Source organism: Escherichia sp. E4930 (assembly GCF_005845405.1).
GTDB lineage: Bacteria > Pseudomonadota > Gammaproteobacteria > Enterobacterales > Enterobacteriaceae > Escherichia.
In genome coordinates, this window is sequence record NZ_VCDZ01000026.1 from 1 (window position 1) to 23,030 (window position 23,030).

Consider the following 23,030-nt stretch of genomic DNA (forward strand, 5'->3'; position numbering starts at 1 on the left):
AATAGAGCAAATGAGTAAGGTGACGGGGGCGACGTCGAGATTCGCCCACATACCGTAACCCCATGAGATTACTGCTGCGGTCGCGAGTCCGCCAATGAAACCTTGCCAGGTTTTACCCGGAGAAACCTTCGGCGCAGCTTATGTTTGCCAAATAATTTGCCAAACATATATGCCCCTGAGTCAGCTCCCCAGACCAGGATCATGACATAGAGCAGCCATATCGCGCCACTGTAATGATTCTCGTCATAGTGCCACGCACGTAACGTCAGCATGCCCCAAAAGAAAGGCACAATGGTTAATACACCGAAAATAATGCGTAACGTTTTAGAGTTGCGCCAGATTGCCGCCGAACCGGGGTAAAATAGCACCAATAATAACGCAATACCCCACCAACCAAGCGAAGCCCAAAGTGAGACTTCAACCAGTGGTTGATGAATATTCCGATGATATTCCGGCAATAGAAAAAGCATCAGCGCCAGCAATAACCCGCACAGCACCGCCAGCCATACCCGCTGCGAGCGAGTGGTAAAACCGCTAAGCTGTCCCCATTCCCACGCCGCCAGCATACAAACTACCAGCGTAACAATGGCGAACCCCACCGGCGGCAACAAAAACAGCGCCGCGATGACTACGGGTATTAAAACAAAAGCAGATATCAGGCGATACTTCAGCAAAAGCGACCCCCATCAGGCTGTTTCATCACCGGGCTCGGTGCCGCCGAAACGACGCTCACGATTAGCAAAGGCATTTAACGCCCCTTCAAAGTCTTGTTCATCGAAATCGGGCCAAAGAACATCTGTAAAGTAAAGTTCGGCATAGGCAATTTGCCAAAGCAAAAAGTTACTAATGCGATGCTCCCCCCCAGTCCTAATTACTAAATCTACAGGGGCCAGTTCATGCATACAGACATGCTGGTTAAGCATCTCTTCATCTATCTGATCCGGTTGCAGGTTTCCTTGCTGCACCTTTTCAGCCAGTTGCCTGACTCCCTGGGCAATATCCCAACGTCCACCGTAGTTCGCCGCAATATTTAGCGTCAGACCGGTATTCCCGGCAGTTAACGCTTCAGATTTACGAATACGTTCTTGCAAACGCGAGTTAAAGCGACTGGTATCGCCAATAATACGCAGACGCACGTTATGTCGGTGCAGGCTTTTTACTTCGCTATCAAGCGCCCACACAAACAGTTCCATTAACGCACTGACTTCCTGCGCTGGTCGGTTCCAGTTTTCACTACTAAAGGCATACAGCGTTAACGCCTCAATACCGTTGTTGGCCGCAAAAGAGACAGCCCGGCGGACGGATTTTGCCCCGGCTTTATGCCCAAAGGCACGAATCTTCCCTTGCTTTTTTGCCCAGCGACCATTGCCGTCCATAATGATCGCAACATGGCGACAGCCATGCGCTGGCAATTTTTCGCTAAGTGGTTGAGTAGCAGACAACATCACGCGTTTTTTATTCCCTGATAGGGTTTACGGTACTCAGGAATACTGAAGCCTATACAAAAAAAAAGCCGTGTAAAACCACGGCATATCTGACCTTACAAAGCCAACTACTGACGATCAGATGGCGCAGACTATATCACTGAAGCCCTACGCTAACAAATAGCACGACTCTCTGTAGCCGGATTATCCTCAGCTTGCGAGACGCATCACCTCTTTTCTGGCGACCTCACGCGCATCGGCATCAACAGACAACACATCGTCCACACATTGTGGTTCGCGCATATCCATTTTTTCCAGTACGGATAAATTCAACGCAGCGATATCCGTAAAGCGGATTTGTTGCGCAAGAAAAGCAGCAACGGTGATTTCGTTTGCGGCATTCAATGCGGTCGTCGCTGCCTGGCCCTGTTCGAACGCCTTCATCGCCAGTTTCAGGCATGGATAACGATCATAATCCGGTGCGGCAAATGTCAACGCACTTAATTTGCAAAAATCGAGCGGCTTCACGCCAGAGTTCACGCGATTCGGCCATGCCATGGTGTGGGCAATTGGCGTACGCATGTCGGGTTCGCCCAGTTGTGCCAGAACGCTGCCGTCCTGATAACGCACCATCGAGTGAATCACTGACTGCGGGTGAATCAGCACTTCCATCTGGCTGGCGCTGGCGTTAAACAACCAGCGAGCTTCAATGTATTCCAGACCTTTGTTCATCATGGTAGCCGAATCGACAGAAATTTTACGTCCCATCGACCAGTTCGGATGACGGCAAGCTTGATCGGGCGTCATTGTTGCCAAATCGCGCAAGGGCGTCTCACGGAAAGGGCCACCAGACCCGGTAAGTAAAATGGACACCACGCCATTTTGCTCAAGGTCAGCGTATCCCAGATTATGCTGGATAGGTTGCGGTAAACTCTGAAAAATGGCGTTGTGTTCGCTATCGACCGGTAATAACTGTGCTTTACTCTGCTTTACTGCGTCCATAAACAGACGTCCGCAGGTGACCAGTGATTCTTTGTTTGCCAGCAGGATGGTTTTACCAGCACGGATCGCTGCAAGGGTAGGTAACAGGCCAGCAGCGCCCACAATCGCCGCCATCACCTGATCAACATCTTCAAGCGCCGCCATATCGCAGGCAGCTTGTTGCCCGCTTAAGACTTCGGTGCGGCTACCCTGTTGCTGTAGCATCGTTTTAAGAAGTTTCGCACTCGCTTCATCGTCCATAACAGCATAGCGGGGAGAGAACTCCAGGCACTGTTCTACCATGCGAGTGACATTTTTGCCTGCCACCAGCGCAACTACGCGGAAGTGTTCGGGATTATGGCGCACCACGTCCAGCGTGCTGCAACCAATCGAGCCGGTCGAGCCCAGAATGGTGAGTTGCTTCATGAAACATCCAGAGTTGAGACAGAATAAAAAGCAAAACGCCGCCAGCCGATCCGCAAGGATCTACTGAGCGGCGTTTTTGTCGTTCAAGAAATCAGAACTGCATCAGTTCTGCTTCTTTGTCTGCCAGCGCCGCTTCAATTTTCTTGATTGCAGCATCAGTCAGTTTCTGTACATCGTCCTGAGAACGGCGATCGTCGTCTTCGCTGATCTCTTTTTCTTTCAACAGTGCTTTCACTTTGTCGTTCGCATCACGACGCACGTTACGTACTGCAACACGCGCCTGTTCAGCTTCGCCACGAACGATTTTGGTCAGATCTTTACGACGCTCTTCCGTCAGCGGCGGCAGCGGAACACGAATGTCGCTACCCGCAGAGTTCGGGTTCAGGCCGAGATCGGACGCCATAATCGCTTTTTCAACGGCCGGAGACATTGAACGGTCAAACACGTTGATTTTCAGAGTACGGGAATCTTCTACCGTTACGCTTGCCAGCTGACGCAGCGGCGTTGGCGTGCCGTAATATTCCACGACAATGCCATCCAGCAGGCTGGGAGAAGCACGACCCGTGCGTATTTTGCTGATTTGGGTTTTGAACGCTTCAACGCATTTGTCCATGCGTACTTCAGCATCTTTTCTGATATCGCTAATCACGTTACGAATCCTTGAAAACTTGTCTCAGTCAGACCAGACAGTCACACACAGTGGAAGTGTGCTAAGTATAGCCCTGATTAAACATATTACGGGTAATTGTCTGGATTATTAGGCTATTTTATTTGCCATTTTGGCCCCGGGCAGTGCTCGCCATCCTCACGTACTTATGTACGCTCCGGTTGCTGCGAGCTGGCCGTGACCAGACTGCCTGCAACAATAACGCCTTATAATCAGACTTACGCCCCCGCGATACTTATGCGGAATCTTACCCTTATTTATCCATCACGGGAATTATTCCGTGATTAATGTTCCTTCTTTTTCACCCATTACCACACGGCGCAGTGCACCCGGTTTGTTCATGTTGAAAACACGAATCGGTAATTTGTGGTCACGAGCCAGCGTAAAGGCCGCCAGGTCCATGACTTTCAGCTCTTTTTCCAGCACTTCGCTGTAAGTCAGCTGCTCATACATAGTTGCAGTTGGATCTTTCGCTGGGTCAGCGGTAAACACACCGTCAACTTTGGTCGCTTTCAGCACCACATCGGCTTCAATTTCGATACCACGCAGGCAAGCTGCGGAGTCAGTGGTGAAGAATGGATTACCCGTACCGGCGGAGAGGATCACCACACGGTTGTTACGCAACAGGCTGATTGCTTCTGCCCAGCTGTAACTGTCGCACACGCCATTCAACGGAATAGCGGACATCAGACGAGCGTTCACATAGGCGCGGTGCAGTGCATCACGCATTGCCAGACCGTTCATTACGGTAGCCAGCATCCCCATGTGGTCGCCCACAACGCGGTTCATACCCGCTTTCGCCAGACCAGCGCCACGGAACAGGTTACCCCCACCAATCACCACACCAACCTGAATACCCAGTTCAACCAGCTCTTTGATTTCCTGAGCCATGCGATCCAGTATGCTTGCATCAATACCGAAGCCTTCCGTGCCCTGCAGAGCTTCGCCACTCAACTTAAGCAGAATGCGTTTATAGACGGGTTTTGCATTGGTAGCCATGTTTCTTTCCTGAGACTGTCAACGATTGAAATGAATTAATACCAGCGACATTGTACGTCGCTTTTCAGCGCAGCCCCATAAGGGTTAGCTGAATTTACAAGATGGGCGCAAAAAGAAGCCGCCCTCAGGCGGCTCCTTTTCGATAATTAAGACTGCTTGGACATCGCAGCAACTTCTGCTGCAAAGTCAGTCTCAACTTTCTCGATGCCTTCACCTACTTCGAAGCGGATGAAGCCAGTCACTTCAGCGTTATGCTCTTTCAGCAGCTGACCAACAGTTTTTGCCGGTTCCATAACGAACGGCTGACCGGTCAGAGAAACTTCGCCGGTGAATTTCTTCATGCGGCCTTCAACCATTTTCTCTGCGATTTCTTTCGGCTTACCAGACTGCATCGCGATGTCCAGCTGTACCTGGTATTCTTTCTCTACCACTTCAGCGGATACGTCTTCTGGTTTGATGAATTCTGGTTTGCTTGCAGCAACGTGCATAGCGATGTGTTTAACCAGCTCTTCGTCAGCGCCTTTAGCAGCAACCAGAACGCCGATACGCGCACCGTGCTGATAAGAACCCAGAACGTCGCCTTCCAGTGCAGCAACGCGGCGAATGTTGATGTTTTCACCAATTTTCGCTACCAGCGCAACACGTTCTTCTTCGAACTGTGCTTTCAGAACTTCAACGTCAGTGATTTTGCCAGCTACAGCTGCGTCCAGAACTTTGTCTGCGAACGCCTGGAAACCAGCGTCTTTCGCTACGAAGTCAGTCTGGCAGTTAACTTCCAGAATGATGCCGTAGTTGCCGTCGATTTTGGTTTTGATCACGCCGTCAGCAGCAACGTTGCCTGCTTTTTTCGCTGCTTTAATAGCACCGGACTTACGCATGTTTTCGATTGCCAGCTCGATGTCGCCGTTAGCTTCAGTCAGTGCTTTTTTGCAATCCATCATGCCTGCGCCAGTACGCTCACGCAGCTCTTTTACCAGGGATGCGGTAATTTCAGCCATTCTAAAATCCTCGGAGATGTGATCTGCCCGGCGTTAAACCGCACAGATATAAAAGTGAAAAAGGGGGCCATATGCAGGCCCCCTAACCAAACGTGTACTACCTGGTCTATAAGGGCTCTCCCCCCTTCATATTTCGCGCCGCAGATGCGTTGTCTTCGCTCGCTCATCCCGGTCACTTACTGATGTAAGCTCCCGGGAATTCTCGAGCTTGCCGCCTTTCTGCAACTCGAACTATTTTGGGGGAGTTATCAAGCCTTATTACTCAGCTTCTACGAAGCTTTCTTCCGCCTGGGAAGCCAGATCCTGAGAACGGCCTTCACGTACGGTTGCAGCAACAGCGCCCAGGTACAGGGTCACAGCACGGATTGCGTCGTCGTTACCCGGGATAACGAAGTCAACACCGTCCGGATCAGAGTTGGTATCAACGATAGCAAATACCGGAATACCCAGGTTGTTTGCTTCTTTGATAGCAATGTGTTCGTGGTCAGCATCGATTACAAACAGAGCGTCCGGCAGACCGCCCATGTCTTTGATACCGCCCAGGCTGTTTTCCAGTTTCTCCAGCTCACGAGTGCGCATCAGCGCTTCTTTCTTGGTCAGCTTTTCGAAAGTACCGTCCTGAGACTGAGTTTCCAGGTCTTTCAGACGTTTGATGGACTGACGAACGGTTTTCCAGTTAGTCAGCATACCGCCCAGCCAGCGATGGTTCACGAAGAACTGGTCGCAGCTCAGAGCAGCGTCTTTCACCGCTTCGCTTGCAGCGCGTTTAGTACCAACGAAAAGGATTTTACCTTTGCGAGAAGCAATCTTGTTCAGTTCAGCCAGAGCTTCGTTGAACATCGGTACAGTTTTCTCAAGGTTGATGATGTGAACTTTGTTACGCGCACCGAAGATGAACGGCTTCATTTTCGGGTTCCAGTAACGGGTCTGGTGACCGAAGTGAACACCAGCCTTGAGCATGTCGCGCATGGAAACAGTTGCCATGATTAAAACCTCTATATAAAAGTTGGGGTTATGCCTCCACGTATCCCATATTACCGACCCCAAAGGGCACCCCGGAATATGTGCCGATACGTGTGTGTTGTTACACAAAGTGAGATTGTCGCTTCCGTCCAGTCTGTGTATACGAAATGGATCGGAAGTCCGGCGCGCTTTATACCACAAATACGTCGCGGACACCAATAATTGTTGGCGCTGTGTACAGCACCAGACGATGAATTTTCTATTATAGAAAACGTTCAGTGGCACGTTTGGCGAAATTCAGAATGATTCTCAATTTGCCCGGGTGTGATACCATTGACAGCACTTACATATATATTGTCGGTATCACCGACGCTGATGGACAGAATTAATGGCTATCTCAATCAAGACCCCTGAAGATATCGAAAAAATGCGCGTCGCTGGCCGCCTGGCTGCCGAAGTGCTGGAGATGATCGAACCCTATGTTAAACCGGGCGTCAGCACCGGCGAGCTGGATCGCATCTGTAATGATTACATTGTTAATGAACAACACGCGGTTTCTGCCTGCCTCGGCTATCATGGTTATCCGAAATCTGTTTGCATCTCTATTAATGAAGTGGTGTGCCACGGTATTCCGGACGATGCCAAGCTGCTGAAAGATGGCGACATCGTTAACATCGATGTCACCGTTATTAAGGATGGTTTCCACGGCGACACCTCGAAAATGTTTATCGTCGGTAAGCCGACCATCATGGGCGAACGCCTGTGCCGCATCACACAAGAGAGCCTGTACCTGGCGCTGCGTATGGTAAAACCAGGCATCAATCTGCGCGAAATCGGTGCAGCGATTCAGAAATTTGTCGAAGCAGAAGGCTTCTCTGTCGTTCGTGAATATTGCGGACACGGTATTGGTCGCGGCTTCCATGAAGAACCGCAAGTACTGCACTATGACTCCCCTGAAACCAACGTCGTGCTGAAACCAGGGATGACATTCACTATCGAGCCAATGGTCAACGCGGGTAAAAAAGAGATCCGCACCATGAAAGATGGCTGGACGGTAAAAACCAAAGATCGCAGCTTGTCTGCACAATACGAGCATACTATTGTGGTGACTGATAACGGCTGCGAAATTCTGACGTTACGCAAGGATGACACCATCCCGGCGATAATCTCGCACGACGAATAAGAGGAAGACAAACGCAAAAATGCCTGATGCGTCCTACCTTCTCCATTTGCAAGGAGTTGTAGGCTGGATAAGGCGTTCACGCCGCATCCGGCATGAACAAAGCGCACTTTGTCAACAATCTGAAGCCGGCGAATGCCGGCTTTTTTAATGTGATAATGTAATCTTATGGGTGGCGCACGATGAATACCCTTCCAGAACAGTACGCAAACACCGCTCTCCCCACCCTGCCCGGTCAACCGCAAAATCCATGCGCCTGGCCCCGTGATGAATTAACTGTCTGTGGGATAAAAGCCCATATTGATACTTTCCAGCGTTGGCTGGGTGATGCCTTTGATAGTGGGATCTCCGCTGAACAATTGATTGAAGCCCGCACTGAATTTATCGACCAGCTCCTGCAACGGTTATGGATTGATTCAGGATTCAGCCAGATCGCCGATCTGGCGCTGGTTGCCGTCGGTGGTTATGGTCGTGGCGAGCTGCATCCGCTTTCAGACGTCGATTTACTGATCTTAAGCCGTAAAAAACTTCCGGACGATCAGGCGCAAAAAGTGGGCGAGCTGTTAACGCTGCTCTGGGATGTGAAGCTGGAAGTCGGTCATAGCGTGCGCACGCTTGAAGAGTGCATGCTGGAAGGATTATCAGATTTAACCGTCGCCACCAACCTGATCGAATCCCGCTTGTTAATTGGCGATGTAGCGCTATTTCTCGAACTGCAAAAGCATATTTTCAGCGAAGGATTCTGGCCGTCCGATAAGTTTTACGCGGCGAAAGTTGAAGAACAAAACCAGCGCCACCAGCGTTATCACGGCACCAGCTACAATCTTGAACCAGACATCAAAAGCAGCCCCGGCGGCTTGCGCGATATCCACACTCTGCAATGGGTGGCCCGCCGCCATTTTGGCGCAACATCACTCGATGAAATGGTCGGATTTGGCTTCTTAACGTCTGCGGAACGTGCAGAGCTAAATGAGTGTTTGCATATTCTCTGGCGAATTCGCTTCGCCCTGCATTTGGTGGTCAACCGTTACGATAATCGCCTGTTATTTGATCGCCAGCTTAGCGTTGCCCAGCGTCTGAATTACGGTGGTGAAGGTAACGAGCCAGTCGAACAGATGATGAAGGATTATTTTCGCGTTACGCGCCGCGTTAGCGAACTTAACCATATGCTATTGCAACTGTTCGACGAGGCTATCCTCGCCCTCCCTGCCGACGAAAAACCGCGACCAATAGACGATGAATTTCAGCTACGCGGCACGCTTATCGATCTGCGCGATGAAACGCTGTTTATGCGCCAACCAGAAGCGATATTACGCATGTTCTATACGATGGTGCGCAACAGTGCGATCACCGGCATTTACTCCACCACTCTGCGCCAGTTACGTCATGCCCGTCGCCATCTGCAACAACCGCTGTGCAATATTCCTGAAGCGCGAAAGCTATTTTTGAGCATTCTGCGTCACCCTGGTTCGGTGCGTCGAGGACTGTTACCGATGCATCGCCATAGCGTGCTCGGTGCCTATATGCCGCAATGGTCGCATATCGTCGGGCAGATGCAGTTTGACCTGTTCCACGCCTACACGGTGGATGAACATACTATTCGCGTGATGTTGAAACTGGAGAGTTTTGCCAGTGAAGAAACGCGCCAGCGCCATCCGTTGTGTGTGGATGTCTGGCCGCGATTGCCGTCACCTGAGCTTATCTTTATCGCCGCACTGTTTCACGATATCGCCAAAGGGCGTGGCGGCGACCACTCGATACTCGGCGCACAAGACGTAGTGCATTTTGCCGAGCTCCACGGGCTGAACTCGCGCGAAACGCAACTGGTCGCCTGGCTGGTTCGCCAGCACTTGCTGATGTCGGTCACCGCCCAACGCCGCGATATTCAGGATCCGGAAGTCATCAAGCAGTTTGCCGAAGAAGTGCAAACGGAAACCCGGCTGCGCTATCTGGTATGCCTGACAGTGGCCGATATTTGCGCCACCAACGAAACACTATGGAATAGCTGGAAGCAAAGCCTGTTGCGCGAACTCTATTTCGCCACCGAAAAACAGCTACGACGCGGGATGCAAAACACGCCGGATATGCGCGAACGAGTTCGCCATCATCAGCTTCAGGCGCTGGCGCTGCTGCGTATGGATAACATCGACGAAGAGGCGCTGCACCAGATTTGGTCGCGCTGTCGCGCAAACTATTTTGTCCGCCATAGCCCAAATCAACTGGCCTGGCATGCGCGCCATTTATTACACCATGATTTAAGCAAACCGCTGGTATTGCTTAGCCCGCAGGCTACGCGTGGAGGCACCGAGATTTTTATCTGGAGCCCGGACCGCCCCTATCTGTTTGCCGCCGTCTGTGCCGAATTAGACCGTCGCAATTTAAGCGTTCACGACGCACAAATTTTCACTACCCGCGACGGAATGGCAATGGATACCTTCATCGTGCTGGAACCAGATGGCAGCCCGCTGTCCGCAGATCGCCATGAAGTCATTCGTTTTGGACTTGAGCAGGTACTGACGCAAAGTAGCTGGCAGCCACCACAGCCGCGTCGTCAACCGGCAAAACTACGTCACTTTACTGTTGAAACCGAAGTGACGTTTTTGCCTACCCATACTGACCGAAAATCATTCCTCGAACTGATCGCTCTCGACCAACCTGGACTACTGGCCCGAGTTGGGAAAATTTTTGCCGATCTGGGAATTTCGCTTCATGGCGCTCGAATTACAACCATTGGCGAGCGAGTAGAAGATTTATTCATAATCGCCACCGCTGATCGGCGCGCACTTAATAACGAGTTGCAGCAGGAAGTGCATCAGCGGTTGACAGAGGCCCTCAATCCAAACGATAAAGGGTGATGTGTTTACTGATATGAAAAGAGTTTAACAATGCAGCAGTTACAGAACATTATTGAAACCGCTTTTGAACGCCGTGCCGAGATCACGCCAGCCAATGCAGACACCGTTACCCGCGAAGCGGTAAATCAGGTGATCGCCCTGCTGGATTCCGGCGCACTGCGTGTAGCGGAAAAAATTGACGGTCAGTGGGTGACGCATCAGTGGTTGAAAAAAGCGGTGCTGCTCTCTTTCCGTATTAATGATAATCAGGTGATCGAAGGGGCAGAAAGCCGCTACTTCGATAAAGTGCCGATGAAATTCGCTAACTACGATGAAGCGCGTTTCCAGAAAGAAGGCTTCCGCGTCGTGCCACCAGCGGCAGTGCGTCAGGGCGCATTTATCGCCCGTAATACCGTGCTGATGCCATCTTATGTCAACATCGGCGCATACGTTGATGAAGGTACGATGGTTGATACCTGGGCCACCGTCGGTTCCTGTGCGCAGATTGGTAAAAACGTGCATCTGTCTGGCGGCGTAGGCATTGGTGGCGTGCTGGAGCCGCTGCAGGCTAACCCGACCATTATTGAAGATAACTGCTTCATCGGCGCACGCTCTGAAGTGGTTGAAGGGGTGATTGTCGAAGAAGGTTCCGTCATCTCTATGGGCGTATACATCGGTCAAAGCACCCGTATTTACGACCGTGAAACCGGCGAAATCCATTACGGTCGCGTACCGGCAGGTTCTGTGGTGGTATCCGGCAACCTGCCGTCGAAAGATGGCAAATACAGCCTCTACTGTGCGGTTATCGTTAAGAAAGTTGACGCGAAAACTCGCGGCAAAGTCGGCATTAACGAACTGCTGCGTACCATCGACTAAAAGTATGCACACGGGCAGCACGACGCTGCCCGATTTTTTTGCAGGGATGAGCGATGATTTCACGCCGACGATTTTTGCAGGCTGCCGCCGCGACGTTAGCCGCGGGCTCAGGTTTCGGTTATATGCATTACTGGGAACCTGGCTGGCTTGAATTAATCCGTCACCGCCTCGCCTTTTTTAAAGACAACGTTGCACCTTTCAAAATCCTTTTTCTGGCAGATCTCCATTACTCTCGTTTTGTTCCTCTAAGCCTGATTTCTGACGCGATTGCTCTTGGCGTAGCACAAAAGCCCGATTTGATATTGCTGGGCGGCGATTACGTATTATTTGATATGCCGCTGAATTTTCCGGCGTTTGCTGACGTACTCTCCCCCCTTGCCGAATGTGCGCCGACGTTTGCCTGCTTCGGCAACCACGATCGCCCTGTTGGTACAGAGAAAAATCGCTTAATTGGCGAGGCGTTGCAATCGGCGGGCATCACGGTGTTGGTTAACCAGGCAACCGTGATCGCTACGCCGAACAGGCAATTCGAACTGGTAGGCACTGGTGATTTATGGGCCGGACAATGCAAACCGCCTCCCGCCAGCGAAGCCAATCTGCCACGACTGGTGTTGGCGCATAATCCCGACAGCAAAGAAGTCATGCGTAATGAAAAGTGGGATCTGATGCTTTGTGGTCACACTCACGGCGGTCAGTTACACGTGCCATTAGTTGGCGAACCTTTTGCGCCAGTTAAAGATAAACGCTATGTCGCAGGGTTAAACGCTTTTGGCGAACGACACATCTACACGACTCGAGGTGTGGGAAGTTTGTATGGCTTGCGTCTGAACTGCCGCCCGGAAGTGACAATGCTGGAACTGGTGTAGAACATGAATGATATCGCCAGAATAAAGCAGGTAATTTTTTTAATTTTACGCCATGATAGAAGTCTGGAAGAAAAAGGCTTTCTGCGATCACAGTCGAGCCGAGCGGGCCAGGCCAAATGCTAAGATAAGCACAATTTACTGACTCATTTTGAGGTAACGCTATGTACGACAATCTGAAAAGTCTGGGTATTACCAATCCTGAAGAAATTGATCGTTACAGCCTCCGGCAGGAAGCCAACAACGATATTCTGAAAATCTATTTTCAGAAAGACAAAGGCGAGTTTTTCGCTAAAAGCGTGAAGTTTAAATATCCGCGTCAGCGCAAAACGGTCGTCGCCGATGGTGTGGGTCAGGGTTATAAAGAAGTGCAGGAGATCAGCCCGAATCTGCGTTATATCATTGATGAGCTTGATCAAATCTGCCAGCGTGACCGCAGTGAAGTTGATCTTAAACGTAAGATCCTCGACGACTTACGTCACCTGGAGTCAGTAGTAACCAATAAGATCAGCGAGATTGAAGCCGATCTGGAAAAACTGACGCGTAAATAATAATACTGATGCCATTCTGTATGGCCGGGTAAAGTATCGCCCGGCTTTAATTTATCATGCTCCTACCGCTCTTCATCCAGTTGCAACGCAACATACAGCAGCAACCTGTCATCAAAATTGCCCAAATCCAGCCCGGTCAGTTCCGATATACGATTAAGCCTATACTCCAGAGTATTGCGATGGATAAACAGCGCCTTTGACGTTGCCAGCGGCTGCACATTATGGCGAAACCACGCCGTCAGCGTTCGCCGCAGTAAACCGTTATTGTCCATCGCTTTCAGCCGCGCCAGCGGTCGCGCCAGTTCGTTGGCTTGCCAGTCGCCACGTAAACTGTCGAGTAATACTGGCAGCATCAGATCCTGATAAAAATAGCAGCGACTTTCTGGCATACGCTGTTTACCCACTACCATCGTTGTTTTCGCCGTACGATAAGAACGCGCAATACTGCCAGCGCCGGTAAAATAATTGCCCAGTGACACGCGAAAACGCAGCTGGCCGTACTCCTTCATACGAGTAATAAGTTGCTCTACTCGCTTACGATGGTCTTCCGCATCCCAGCGCCCAAACGTATTCAACGCCGGTTTCAGCACTACCATTTCGGTTAGCGAGACTATCGCCACCAGATTATTGCGTTCCGGCGTGGTGAGTGCATTTTGCAGTTGCTGTAGTTCCGCCATCGCACTGTCCACGCCAAGTTGACCGCTGTCGACCTCGACAATGGCTACCACGCGGGGTTGATTGAGATCGATACCCAGTCGTTGCGCCCATTCAGTTAACGCTGGCGTATTTTCTTCAGCCTGAATCAGATGCATGACTAACTCTTCACGCAGTCGGCTATCCTGCGCCAGCAGGTGCATCAACCGCGACTGTTCCAGCATCATCTCCGCCGTCATACAGACCAGTTCACCATATTTGCGCAAATGCTCCGGTTCACCGGTCAGGCCGATAACGCCGACAATCTCGCCTTCCAGCCGTAACGGCAGGTTAATCCCCTGACGTACACCGTGCAGATGGCGCGCTACCGCATCATCGATATCGACCACCCGCCCTTGCGACAGTACCAGTAATGCACCTTCGTGCAATTCACCAATACGCTCACGATCGCCGCTGCCGATAATTCGCCCGCGAGCATCCATTACGTTGATATTGGTATCGATGATGCGCATGGTACGCGCCACGATATCCTGCGCCATTTTGGTATCAAGATGCCAGCCAGCCATAAGCCCTCCGTTGTGCACGGTTTAGCATAAGGAAGTACGCAACGCACGGCATTGTGCAAATGCACAAAGGACGGCGGAGAAATATGGAGTTGTGGAGGGGGTCACAAATTGAAAAGAGAACCCCTTCCCATTTGCAGGAAGGGGTTGAGGGAGATTACTGCATTAACAAGTAGATGGTGCTATCGCCGCGCTGAATGTTCAGCGCCAGCACTGACGGCTTGCTGTCGAGAACTTTACGCAGTTCAGCGATGTTTTTCACTGTCTGCTGGTTCGCGCCAATAATCACATCACCTTTTTTCAGGCCAATCTGCGCAGCCGGAGTACCGGTTTTCACGTTGTTCACGACCACGCCCTGATCTTTGCCTTTGTTGCTCATTTCAGCGCCTTCAATACCATTGAAGATAGAGCTGGAATCAACTTGATTCTGGCTGCTCTGCTGCAGTTCCAGATTCACGTTGACCTGCTTACCATCGCGCAGCAAGCCCAGGGTCAGTTTGCTGCCCACCGGCATAGTACCCACCTGAGCACGCAGTGCGGCAAAGCTGCTGATCGGCTTACCGTTCAGTGAAGTGATCACATCACCCGCTTTAATACCCGCTTTTGCAGCGGAGGAATTCGGCAGAACCTGGCTTACGAAAGCGCCACGCTGGGCGTCAACTTTCATCGCTTTCGCCAGTTCAGAGTTCAGCTCAGTACCCATAATGCCCAACTCACCGCGTTTCACCTGGCCGTATTCCACCATCTGTGAGGTCAGGTTTTTCACCATGTTGCTCGGGATAGCAAAACCGATACCGATGTTACCGCCGTCTGGTGCAAGGATCGCGGTGTTAATACCGATCAGTTCACCGTTCAGGTTAACCAGCGCACCACCGGAGTTACCACGGTTGATTGCTGCGTCCGTCTGGATGAAGTTTTCGTAGTTTTCGGCGTTCAGACCGCTACGCCCCAGTGCAGAGACGATACCGGAAGTTACCGTCTCGCCCAGACCAAACGGGTTACCGATAGCGACGGTGTAATCACCCACGCGCAGCGCATCGGAATCCGCCATCTTAATCGCGGTCAGGTTTTTCGGGTTCTGGATCTGGATCAGCGCGATATCAGAGCGCGGATCTTTGCCGACCATCTTCGCGTCGAACTTACGGCCATCGCTCAGTTGAACTTTAATGACCGTCGCGTTATCGACAACGTGGTTGTTAGTCACGACATAGCCTTTATCGGCATCAATGATGACGCCAGAACCCAGCGCCATGAATTTTTGTTGCTGGCCACCGCCGTTACCACCTTGTCCACCGCCCTGACAGAACGGGGAGCTCTGGAACGGAGAACCTTCCTGGCAGAACGGGGAATCATCACCGAAGAACTGCTGGAAATTACGCGGCATACGCGGCGTATTAACGGTTGTGCTACCTTCTACGTTAATGCTGACCACTGAAGGCATCACCTTTTCGAGCATCGGTGCAAGGCTTGGCATCTGCTGGGCTGTCGTTGCTGAAGAAGTCTCAGCCGCCGTTGCAGAGAGCGGAGATAACGCCAAACCTAAACTCAGAGCCAGTGCACTCAGTGCTAATGTGGTTTTTTTCATGTATTTCAGTCTCGATTAACAGATAACGCAAAATTGCTGTGTTCTTCAGATTCGTTTTATAGCGCGAAGTTCCGAACTAAAGTTTCTGCAAAAAGTAAAAATTTATTGTCCGTCTTTACAAAAGCCTGGTTATTGTTCTACGGCCATCAGACGTCGGTATTCATCCCACGCATAAAGGTCTGTCATACCGCTGATATAATCCTGTAACAGTCGGCAGCGGTAATAATATTCCCATAGCGGAAGCTCAGGTGAATCTGACGATAATTTACTGACAGCCTCAACATAGGCCAACCGATGGCGCGTTGAGAGCTTATGGAATAAACGCGTTTCAATGGGGAAACGTTTCACACGCTCTTTTTCAACAAGTTCGGTAAAGTCTGATAACGACATGTTTAACAACGGTCGATATATCTCTAATAAACCGCTAATCACCCGGTAGCCCTGCAATTCAAGCTGCTCGACATCTGGATGGCTAAACACATGTTTTACAGCGACATTTTTATATAACTTCAGCAACTGGCTACATTCGCTGGCATCTTCTAACAGTGCATGATTAAAGGTTCCGGCAAAAATTTCAGGTAAGTTATCAATAAATCGTTGTGCCGCATACGGCACCAGTTTATTTAAGGTATTTACGCGTAAATACATAAAAAACTGATCTTCCGTGCTACGACTTAAGCTATTTGAGCGCGATTTTTCCCAGGCATTTTCTACCACCTGCGCAAACAGCGAGCCGTTCTCATGCTGGCCCCATGCTTCATGCAGATGATGATAAAGCTGTTCAACGGTAAATATTCTTTTTTCTACCGCATCTTCAAGATCAGCCACACAATAAGATATATCGTCGGCAGCTTCCATAATCCACGTTAATGGGAAGCGACTGTAAAGCGCTAAATTAAGTTCTTTACGCAAACGCGCAATATAGAATTCTTCAGAAAGGTAATAGCCCGGCTTTTTCATTAAATAATCGTGAGTCGCGGGCGTTTCGCCACGCCACCACGCCGGACGGGTATATTTTAAAATACCGCCTACCTGGGCCCAGGTAAGATTCATCCGCATCAATGTATGCACCAGACGAATACCCTGTGCGTTACCTTCAAAATGACATAAGTCCTGACGAATTTTTCGCCGCAGCTCGTTGAGCGGCTCCTCCCCTTCCCTCAATCGCAACGCTGCCACGCTACAGCGATCGTCGGTTAATGGCTGACTTTCGGCATCCTCCGGGTACAAGCGCTGACGGAACCAGTCATTAATGGCTGCCTCGCCGAAATGACCAAACGGCGGATTTCCTATGTCATGCATCAGGCACGACATTTCGACAATGCTTTCAAACGGCCCGGTCAACTCGTCCAGACCGTAAGCCTCCAGCAATTTAAGCTCTTTCAGGCGGCTTAAAATTTCTTTAGCGATATAACGCCCCACCTGCTGAACTTCCATAGAATGGGTAAGACGCGTGCGCACGGCAGCATTGCGCTCAAGTGGGAAGACCTGGGTCTTTTGTTGCAGACGGCGAATCGCCGGGGAGTTGATAATACGCCCGCGATCGCTCTCGAAGATCCGCAGGATCTCATGTTCAGTTTTAACGCCCTGCGGTGAACGATAACGACGATGCCAGTTTATTTTATTTCGGAAATCAATCTGTGCCATGTCCTCTCCCGCGTGAGAAATACGCTTCCCCTCAAGCGCATGATAAACTATGCCTTCAAATCGAGCTTATCGCGAGTAAATCTATGAAAATCGGCATCATTGGTGCAATGGAAGAAGAAGTTACGCTGCTGCGTGACAAAATCGAAAACCGTCAAACTATCAGCCTGGGCGGTTGCGAAATCTATACCGGCCAACTGAACGGAACCGAGGTTGCGCTTCTGAAATCAGGCATTGGTAAAGTCGCAGCGGCGCTGGGTGCAACTCTGCTGCTGGAACACTGCAAGCCTGATGTGATTATTAACACCGGTTCCGCGGGTGGCCTGGCGCCAACGCTAAAAGTGGGCGATATCGTTGTCTCGGACGAAGCACGTTATCACGACGCGGATGTCACGGCGTTTGGCTATGAATACGGTCAACTGCCTGGCTGCCCTGCAGGCTTCAAAGCTGACGATAAACTGATCGCTGCCGCCGAGTCCTGCATTGCCGAACTGAATCTTAACGCTGTACGTGGCCTGATTGTTAGCGGCGACGCTTTCATCAACGGCTCTGTTGGTCTGGCGAAAATCCGCCACAATTTCCCGCAGGCCATTGCAGTAGAAATGGAAGCGACAGCTATCGCTCACGTTTGCCACAATTTTAACGTCCCGTTTGTGGTGGTGCGCGCCATCTCTGACGTCGCCGATCAACAGTCTCACCTTAGCTTCGACGAGTTCCTGGCCGTTGCTGCCAAACAGTCCAGCCTGATGGTTGAGTCACTGGTGCAGAAACTGGCTCATGGCTAAGTCACTCTTCAGGGCGCTGGTCGCCCTGTCTTTTCTTGCGCCACTGTGGCTCAACGCCGCGCCGCGTGTCATCACACTTTCCCCCGCTAACACCGAACTCGCATTTGCCGCCGGGATCACGCCGGTAGCGGTCAGCAGTTATTCCGACTATCCGCCAGAAGCACAGAAAATAGAGCAGGTTTCCACCTGGCAAGGGATGAATCTGGAACGTATTGTGGCGCTAAAACCCGATCTGGTCGTAGCCTGGCGCGGGGGTAACGCCGAGCGGCAAGTTGACCAGCTTGCTTCGCTGGGAATAAAAGTGATGTGGGTCGATGCGACAAGCATTGAACAAATTGCCGATGCGTTACGTCAACTGGCCCCGTGGAGTCCGCAACCTGACAAGGCCGAGAAAGCCGCGCAAACCTTGCTGGAACAGTATGCGCAACTCAAAGCTAAATTCGCCTACAAACCTAAAAAACGTGTTTTCTTACAATTCGGCATTAATCCGCCCTTCACCAGCGGAAAAGAGTCGATTCAGAACCAGGTACTGGAAGTTTGCGGTGGAGAAAACATCTTTAAAAACAGCCATGTTCCCTGGCCACAGGTGAGCCGCGAACAGGTATTAGCACGCGCGCCACAGGCAATTGTCATCACTGGCGGATCGGACCAAACTCCTAAAATCGAGCAATACTGGGGTGAACAGCTCAAAATTCCCATTATTCCTCTCACAAGTGACTGGTTTGAACGTGCAAGCCCACGTATTATCCTCGCTGCACAACAACTCTGTAATGCGCTTTCACAAGTGGATTAGCGCCTGACCTTTTCAGGTGCTCAGTGGGGATTGAACAATGCTCGTCTATTGGCTGGATATAGTCGGCACAGCGGTATTTGCCATCTCCGGCGTTTTACTTGCCGGAAAATTGCGTATGGACCCTTTTGGCGTCCTGGTATTAGGCGTGGTTACCGCAGTAGGCGGTGGAACCATTCGTGACATGGCGCTGGATCACGGTCCGGTATTTTGGGTGAAAGACCCTACCGATCTGGTCGTTGCAATGGTAACCAGCATGCTGACGATCGTCCTGGTACGCCAGCCAAGACGCTTGCCGAAATGGATGCTGCCGGTGCTGGATGCTGTTGGGTTGGCAGTATTTGTTGGCATTGGCGTCAACAAAGCCTTTAATGCGGATGCGGGTCCATTGATTGCGGTATGTATGGGCGTTATTACGGGCGTTGGCGGCGGGATCATTCGCGATGTACTGGCGCGCGAAATCCCCATGATTTTACGTACAGAAATCTACGCAACAGCCTGTATTATCGGCGGTATTGTCCACGCTACGGCTTATTATACGTTTTCCGTCCCGTTAGAAACGGCCAGTATGATGGGGATGGTGGTAACGCTATTGATTCGACTGGCTGCTATCCGTTGGCATCTTAAACTGCCGACGTTTGCGCTGGATGAGAATGGGCGTTAAAGAGAGTAGATGTGCCGGATAGTTTATCCGGCACATTAACAGCAGATTAGATGCTGAAGGAAGAACCGCAACCGCAGGTGCTTTTCGCGTTCGGGTTGGTCACGATGAAACGCGAACCTTCCAGTCCTTCAGTATAATCAACGGAACCACCAACCAGATATTGCAGGCTCATCGGGTCAACCACCAGGCCAACGCCCTGTTTTTCGATGGTCATATCGCCTTCGTTCACCTGATCATCAAAGGTGAAACCATACTGGAAGCCGCTGCAACCGCCACCGGTGATATACACGCGTAATTTCAGATTCGGGTTATCTTCGTCAGCGATCAGGCTTTTAACTTTGTTGGCTGCTGCGTCGGTAAACTCCAGCGGCAGTGCTACGTCATCACTCATATTTTGCTCCAAACGACATCGGCAATTGGGCAAATTCTAACCCAATAATAATCGCCATTATCTAATACCCTGGTATTTCGTTCAAGTATTCTCGCTGGCGACAGCGGCCTTGCTTCGCGCCAGTTGCTCCGCTTCCTGTTTTGCCAGCGTGCGCGCAAGAATCGCCGAGTATAGCGGTTTTCCGCCGGTAAATTGTGCTAATAGTGTTGCGCCAAGACCGGTAATAATCATTGGCAAAATGAGCTGATAGTTATCTGTCATCTCTAATACCAGAATGATCCCCGTTAACGGCGCGCGAATAGATGCCGCCAGTAATGCCCCCATTCCGGCAATAGCAAACGTCCCCGCCTCAAGGTGATATTGCGGAAACAGCTCAACGGCAACCATCCCGAACGCGGTTCCCAGCACGGTACCCAGCGCCAGCATCGGAGCGAAAATACCGCCCGGCGCGCCGGAAGAGAAACAGAGTAAGGTGGTGATGACCCGCGCGACAAAGATAAATACCAGCATTCCCATGCTGAAGTTCCCCGCCGTGGCGATAGGAATCAGGTTAAAACCACCGCCTGAGGTTTCAGGAGCGACAAAACCCAGCAGCCCACACAAACCACCAATTGCACCGCCCATCAGTACCCATTTGGTAATATTGCCGCCGTGCACACGGTGCAGCAAATCCTGCATTCCCAGCACCCATTTATTAAAAATAGGGCCGAAGATGCCAAAAATAATACCGAGGATCAGATAAAGCCACAGCGTATTGAGCGGGGCGTCAGAAAGTTTACCGACGTCAATAAGTGCAACTTCGTGGTTAAATACCCGGTACATAATGGTCGACATAATGACGCCAATAAATACCGCTTTAATCGAAATTAGCGTATAGCGAAACTGCGGACGCATCTCTTCAATAATAAAAAGAATACCCGCCAGCGGCGCGTTAAAAGCTGCCGCCAGACCCGCCGCCGCACCGGTTGCCAGTAACGTATGGCGAGCTTCGTCACCTTTCATGCGGAAAATATCAAGCACCATCCGACCAATATTACCACCAATCTGCACGGTTGGCCCTTCGCGCCCCAGAACCATACCGCCGCCCAGCGTCCCCAGACCACCAAAGAATTTCACTGGCAATACACGCCACCAGCGAACGGGACGTTGATCTTCCAACGCCCCTTCAATTTCCGGGATACCCGAACCACCCGCTTCCGGTGCGTATTTGCGCACCAAGAAATAACCGAACATCGCCAGCACTGCCGAACAGAGAAAAGCAACGGTTAACAGAAGTGGGTAATTATCGGCAGTATGTACCAGCGCGCCCATGCGTTGGTTCTGCAACCAGGCGACACCTTTGTCAAAAGCAACCGCTGCCAGCCCGACAAGGGTACCGACGACCGCCGCCATAAACAAAATAGCTAATGGCGTTTTATCACGCTCAAGAAGCTGGCGAATGAGTTGTCTGCGTCGCAGACGCGCAGCCTGCGGTATTTCATAAGAGGGAGTATCAGTTTTCATCCAATGATCACATATTGGTCATACAAATAAGATGACGGCATTTTACTCGTACATTCAATGAAAATCCTTTGCAAAGCGTAATGTTTCAAATGCACAAAACTTTTATACTCTACGAAGTCAAAGTTGCAGCAGTAAAAGCAACTTGTTGACGAGTATTTAACTTGTTATGAATAACCTAGAATAGCAGCCATTCACTTTTTCTACGAATCAGGAACCCTCCATGAGTAAGTCTGAAAATCTTTACAGCGCAGCGCGCGAGCTGATCCCTGGCGGTGTGAACTCTCCTGTTCGCGCCTTTACTGGCGTGGGCGGCACTCCACTGTTTATCGAAAAAGCGGACGGCGCTTATCTGTATGATGTTGATGGCAAAGCGTATATCGATTATGTCGGTTCCTGGGGGCCGATGGTGCTGGGCCATAACCATCCGGCGATCCGTAACGCAGTGATTGAAGCCGCCGAGCGCGGTCTGAGCTTTGGTGCGCCGACCGAAATGGAAGTGAAAATGGCGCAACTGGTGACCGAACTGGTGCCAACGATGGATATGGTGCGCATGGTGAACTCCGGCACCGAAGCGACAATGAGCGCCATCCGCCTGGCCCGTGGTTTTACTGGCCGTGACAAGATCATCAAATTCGAAGGTTGCTACCACGGTCATGCTGACTGCCTGCTGGTGAAAGCCGGTTCTGGCGCACTCACTTTAGGGCAGCCAAACTCACCGGGCGTTCCGGCAGATTTCGCCAAACATACCTTAACCTGTACTTATAACGATCTGGCCTCTGTACGCGCCGCGTTCGAACAGTACCCGCAAGAGATTGCCTGTATTATCGTCGAGCCGGTGGCAGGCAATATGAACTGTGTTCCACCGCTGCCAGAGTTCCTGCCAGGTCTGCGCGCGCTGTGCGACGAATTTGGCGCGTTGCTGATCATTGATGAAGTGATGACTGGCTTCCGCGTGGCACTGGCTGGCGCACAGGATTATTACGGCGTGGTGCCAGATCTCACCTGTCTGGGCAAAATCATCGGTGGTGGAATGCCGGTAGGTGCCTTCGGCGGTCGTCGTGATGTGATGGATGCGCTGGCCCCGACGGGTCCGGTGTATCAGGCGGGTACGCTTTCCGGTAACCCGATTGCGATGGCCGCCGGTTTCGCCTGTCTGAATGAAGTCGCGCAGCCGGGCGTTCACGAGACACTGGATGAGCTGACAACACGTCTGGCAGAAGGTCTGCTGGAAGCGGCGGAAGAAGCGGGAATTCCGCTGGTCGTTAACCACGTTGGCGGCATGTTCGGTATTTTCTTTACCGACGCCGAGTCCGTAACATGCTACCAGGATGTGATGTCCTGTGACGTGGAACGCTTTAAGCGTTTCTTCCATATGATGCTGGACGAAGGTGTTTACCTGGCACCGTCAGCGTTTGAAGCGGGCTTTATGTCCGTGGCGCACAGCATGGAAGATATCAATAACACCATCGATGCTGCACGTCGGGTGTTTGCGAAGTTGTGATCCAACATTGTTTGTCGGATGCGGCGTGAACGCCTTATCTGACCTACAGATCAGGACCGTTTGTAGGCCCGATAAGACGCGCCAGCGTCGCATCGGGCATTGTTTGTCGGATGCGGCGTGAACGCCTTATCCGACCTACGGTTCGGGGCCGTTTGTAGGCCCGATAAGGCGCACCAGCGTCGCATCGG

At 51.2% G+C, this 23,030-nt stretch carries 22 protein-coding genes and 1 pseudogene; 9 read left to right on the forward strand and 14 right to left on the reverse strand.

All coding sequences use genetic code 11. The features are described 5' to 3' along the window. From cdsA to rpsB, 7 genes and pseudogenes are all read right to left on the reverse strand, one after another. Window positions 1-674: pseudogene (gene cdsA / locus FFT88_RS21315) on the reverse strand (phosphatidate cytidylyltransferase); the annotation flags it as partial. Between the two features lie 12 nt (window positions 675-686). Next, window positions 687-1,445, reverse strand: coding sequence for a (2E,6E)-farnesyl-diphosphate-specific ditrans,polycis-undecaprenyl-diphosphate synthase (gene ispU / locus FFT88_RS21320; RefSeq protein WP_112014149.1), 759 nt, complete (start codon window positions 1,443-1,445; stop codon window positions 687-689). Between the two features lie 189 nt (window positions 1,446-1,634). Then, window positions 1,635-2,831 (reverse strand): 1-deoxy-D-xylulose-5-phosphate reductoisomerase, encoded by a 1,197-nt coding sequence (gene ispC / locus FFT88_RS21325; RefSeq protein WP_135404109.1) that lies wholly within the window; start codon window positions 2,829-2,831, stop codon window positions 1,635-1,637. A 91-nt stretch (window positions 2,832-2,922) separates the two neighbouring features. Then, window positions 2,923-3,480 (reverse strand): ribosome recycling factor, encoded by a 558-nt coding sequence (frr, locus tag FFT88_RS21330; protein WP_000622419.1) that lies wholly within the window; start codon window positions 3,478-3,480, stop codon window positions 2,923-2,925. Between the two features lie 291 nt (window positions 3,481-3,771). After that, window positions 3,772-4,497: a UMP kinase gene (gene pyrH, locus FFT88_RS21335; protein ID WP_000224573.1), complete on the reverse strand. Its 726-nt coding sequence runs from the start codon at window positions 4,495-4,497 to the stop codon at window positions 3,772-3,774. 146 nt (window positions 4,498-4,643) lie between these two features. Continuing rightward, on the reverse strand, window positions 4,644-5,495 hold the full coding sequence (gene tsf / locus FFT88_RS21340) for a translation elongation factor Ts (RefSeq protein WP_000818112.1): 852 nt from the start codon (window positions 5,493-5,495) through the stop codon (window positions 4,644-4,646). 258 nt (window positions 5,496-5,753) lie between these two features. Further along, window positions 5,754-6,479: a 30S ribosomal protein S2 gene (gene rpsB / locus FFT88_RS21345; protein ID WP_000246884.1), complete on the reverse strand. Its 726-nt coding sequence runs from the start codon at window positions 6,477-6,479 to the stop codon at window positions 5,754-5,756. A 367-nt stretch (window positions 6,480-6,846) separates the two neighbouring features. On the opposite strand from rpsB, the gene map reads away from it, so the two are divergent. From map to FFT88_RS21375, 5 genes are all read left to right on the forward strand, one after another. Then, a complete protein-coding gene (gene map, locus FFT88_RS21350; protein ID WP_001018190.1) occupies window positions 6,847-7,641 on the forward strand; it encodes a type I methionyl aminopeptidase in 795 nt (264 codons plus the stop codon). 179 nt (window positions 7,642-7,820) lie between these two features. Then, entirely contained in the window at window positions 7,821-10,493 is a 2,673-nt protein-coding gene (gene glnD, locus FFT88_RS21355; protein ID WP_135404108.1) for a bifunctional uridylyltransferase/uridylyl-removing protein GlnD, read from the forward strand. A gap of 30 nt (window positions 10,494-10,523) precedes the next feature. Then, window positions 10,524-11,348: a 2,3,4,5-tetrahydropyridine-2,6-dicarboxylate N-succinyltransferase gene (dapD, locus tag FFT88_RS21360; protein WP_001186656.1), complete on the forward strand. Its 825-nt coding sequence runs from the start codon at window positions 10,524-10,526 to the stop codon at window positions 11,346-11,348. 53 nt (window positions 11,349-11,401) lie between these two features. After that, the gene (gene yaeI, locus FFT88_RS21365; RefSeq protein ID WP_135404107.1) at window positions 11,402-12,214 is read left to right on the forward strand and encodes a phosphodiesterase YaeI; all 813 of its coding nucleotides are present in this window, start codon (window positions 11,402-11,404) and stop codon (window positions 12,212-12,214) included. 161 nt (window positions 12,215-12,375) lie between these two features. Continuing rightward, window positions 12,376-12,762 carry a DUF3461 family protein gene (locus tag FFT88_RS21375; RefSeq protein ID WP_000272188.1) on the forward strand — a complete coding sequence of 129 codons (387 nt, stop codon included), beginning with the start codon at window positions 12,376-12,378 and terminating at the stop codon, window positions 12,760-12,762. Between the two features lie 62 nt (window positions 12,763-12,824). Here FFT88_RS21375 and cdaR read toward each other — a convergent pair whose 3' ends face one another. The 3 genes from cdaR to dgt form a co-directional block, all read right to left on the reverse strand. Beyond that, entirely contained in the window at window positions 12,825-13,982 is a 1,158-nt protein-coding gene (gene cdaR / locus FFT88_RS21380; RefSeq protein WP_130257825.1) for a DNA-binding transcriptional regulator CdaR, read from the reverse strand. A 154-nt stretch (window positions 13,983-14,136) separates the two neighbouring features. Next, window positions 14,137-15,564 (reverse strand): serine endoprotease DegP, encoded by a 1,428-nt coding sequence (gene degP, locus FFT88_RS21385; protein WP_130205012.1) that lies wholly within the window; start codon window positions 15,562-15,564, stop codon window positions 14,137-14,139. Window positions 15,565-15,693: 129 nt separating this feature from the next. After that, window positions 15,694-17,211, reverse strand: a complete 1,518-nt coding sequence (gene dgt, locus FFT88_RS21390) for a dGTPase (RefSeq protein ID WP_135404106.1) — start codon at window positions 17,209-17,211, stop codon at window positions 15,694-15,696. Between the two features lie 83 nt (window positions 17,212-17,294). On the opposite strand from dgt, the gene mtnN reads away from it, so the two are divergent. Genes mtnN through FFT88_RS21405 form a run of 3 tightly spaced genes read left to right on the forward strand, consistent with a single transcriptional unit; the run spans window position 17,295 to window position 19,447 of the window. Then, complete coding sequence (mtnN, locus tag FFT88_RS21395) at window positions 17,295-17,993, forward strand: 5'-methylthioadenosine/S-adenosylhomocysteine nucleosidase (RefSeq protein ID WP_064525028.1); 699 nt, start codon at window positions 17,295-17,297, stop codon at window positions 17,991-17,993. Next, complete coding sequence (gene btuF / locus FFT88_RS21400) at window positions 17,986-18,786, forward strand: vitamin B12 ABC transporter substrate-binding protein BtuF (RefSeq protein WP_135404105.1); 801 nt, start codon at window positions 17,986-17,988, stop codon at window positions 18,784-18,786. Before mtnN ends, btuF begins: the two co-directional genes overlap by 8 nt. A gap of 37 nt (window positions 18,787-18,823) precedes the next feature. After that, a complete protein-coding gene (locus FFT88_RS21405) occupies window positions 18,824-19,447 on the forward strand; it encodes a TRIC cation channel family protein (protein ID WP_064525034.1) in 624 nt (207 codons plus the stop codon). 46 nt (window positions 19,448-19,493) lie between these two features. Here the strand turns inward: FFT88_RS21405 and erpA are convergent, their stop codons facing one another. Genes erpA through FFT88_RS25680 form a run of 4 tightly spaced genes read right to left on the reverse strand, consistent with a single transcriptional unit; the run spans window position 19,494 to window position 21,400 of the window. Beyond that, complete coding sequence (gene erpA, locus FFT88_RS21410; RefSeq protein WP_001295564.1) at window positions 19,494-19,838, reverse strand: iron-sulfur cluster insertion protein ErpA; 345 nt, start codon at window positions 19,836-19,838, stop codon at window positions 19,494-19,496. Continuing rightward, the gene (gene yadW, locus FFT88_RS21415) at window positions 19,831-19,896 is read right to left on the reverse strand and encodes a small protein YadW (RefSeq protein ID WP_120795373.1); all 66 of its coding nucleotides are present in this window, start codon (window positions 19,894-19,896) and stop codon (window positions 19,831-19,833) included. The genes erpA and yadW overlap by 8 nt, the downstream gene beginning before the upstream one ends. Window positions 19,897-19,919: 23 nt before the next feature. Next, window positions 19,920-21,341 (reverse strand): H(+)/Cl(-) exchange transporter ClcA, encoded by a 1,422-nt coding sequence (clcA, locus tag FFT88_RS21420; protein WP_130217336.1) that lies wholly within the window; start codon window positions 21,339-21,341, stop codon window positions 19,920-19,922. Beyond that, a complete protein-coding gene (locus tag FFT88_RS25680) occupies window positions 21,338-21,400 on the reverse strand; it encodes a hypothetical protein (protein ID WP_214430084.1) in 63 nt (20 codons plus the stop codon). Before FFT88_RS25680 ends, clcA begins: the two co-directional genes overlap by 4 nt. Window positions 21,401-21,561: 161 nt before the next feature. Between FFT88_RS25680 and hemL the strand changes: the two genes are divergently transcribed. Next, complete coding sequence (hemL, locus tag FFT88_RS21425) at window positions 21,562-22,842, forward strand: glutamate-1-semialdehyde 2,1-aminomutase (RefSeq protein ID WP_130205003.1); 1,281 nt, start codon at window positions 21,562-21,564, stop codon at window positions 22,840-22,842. Window positions 22,843-23,030: the final 188 nt, after the last annotated feature.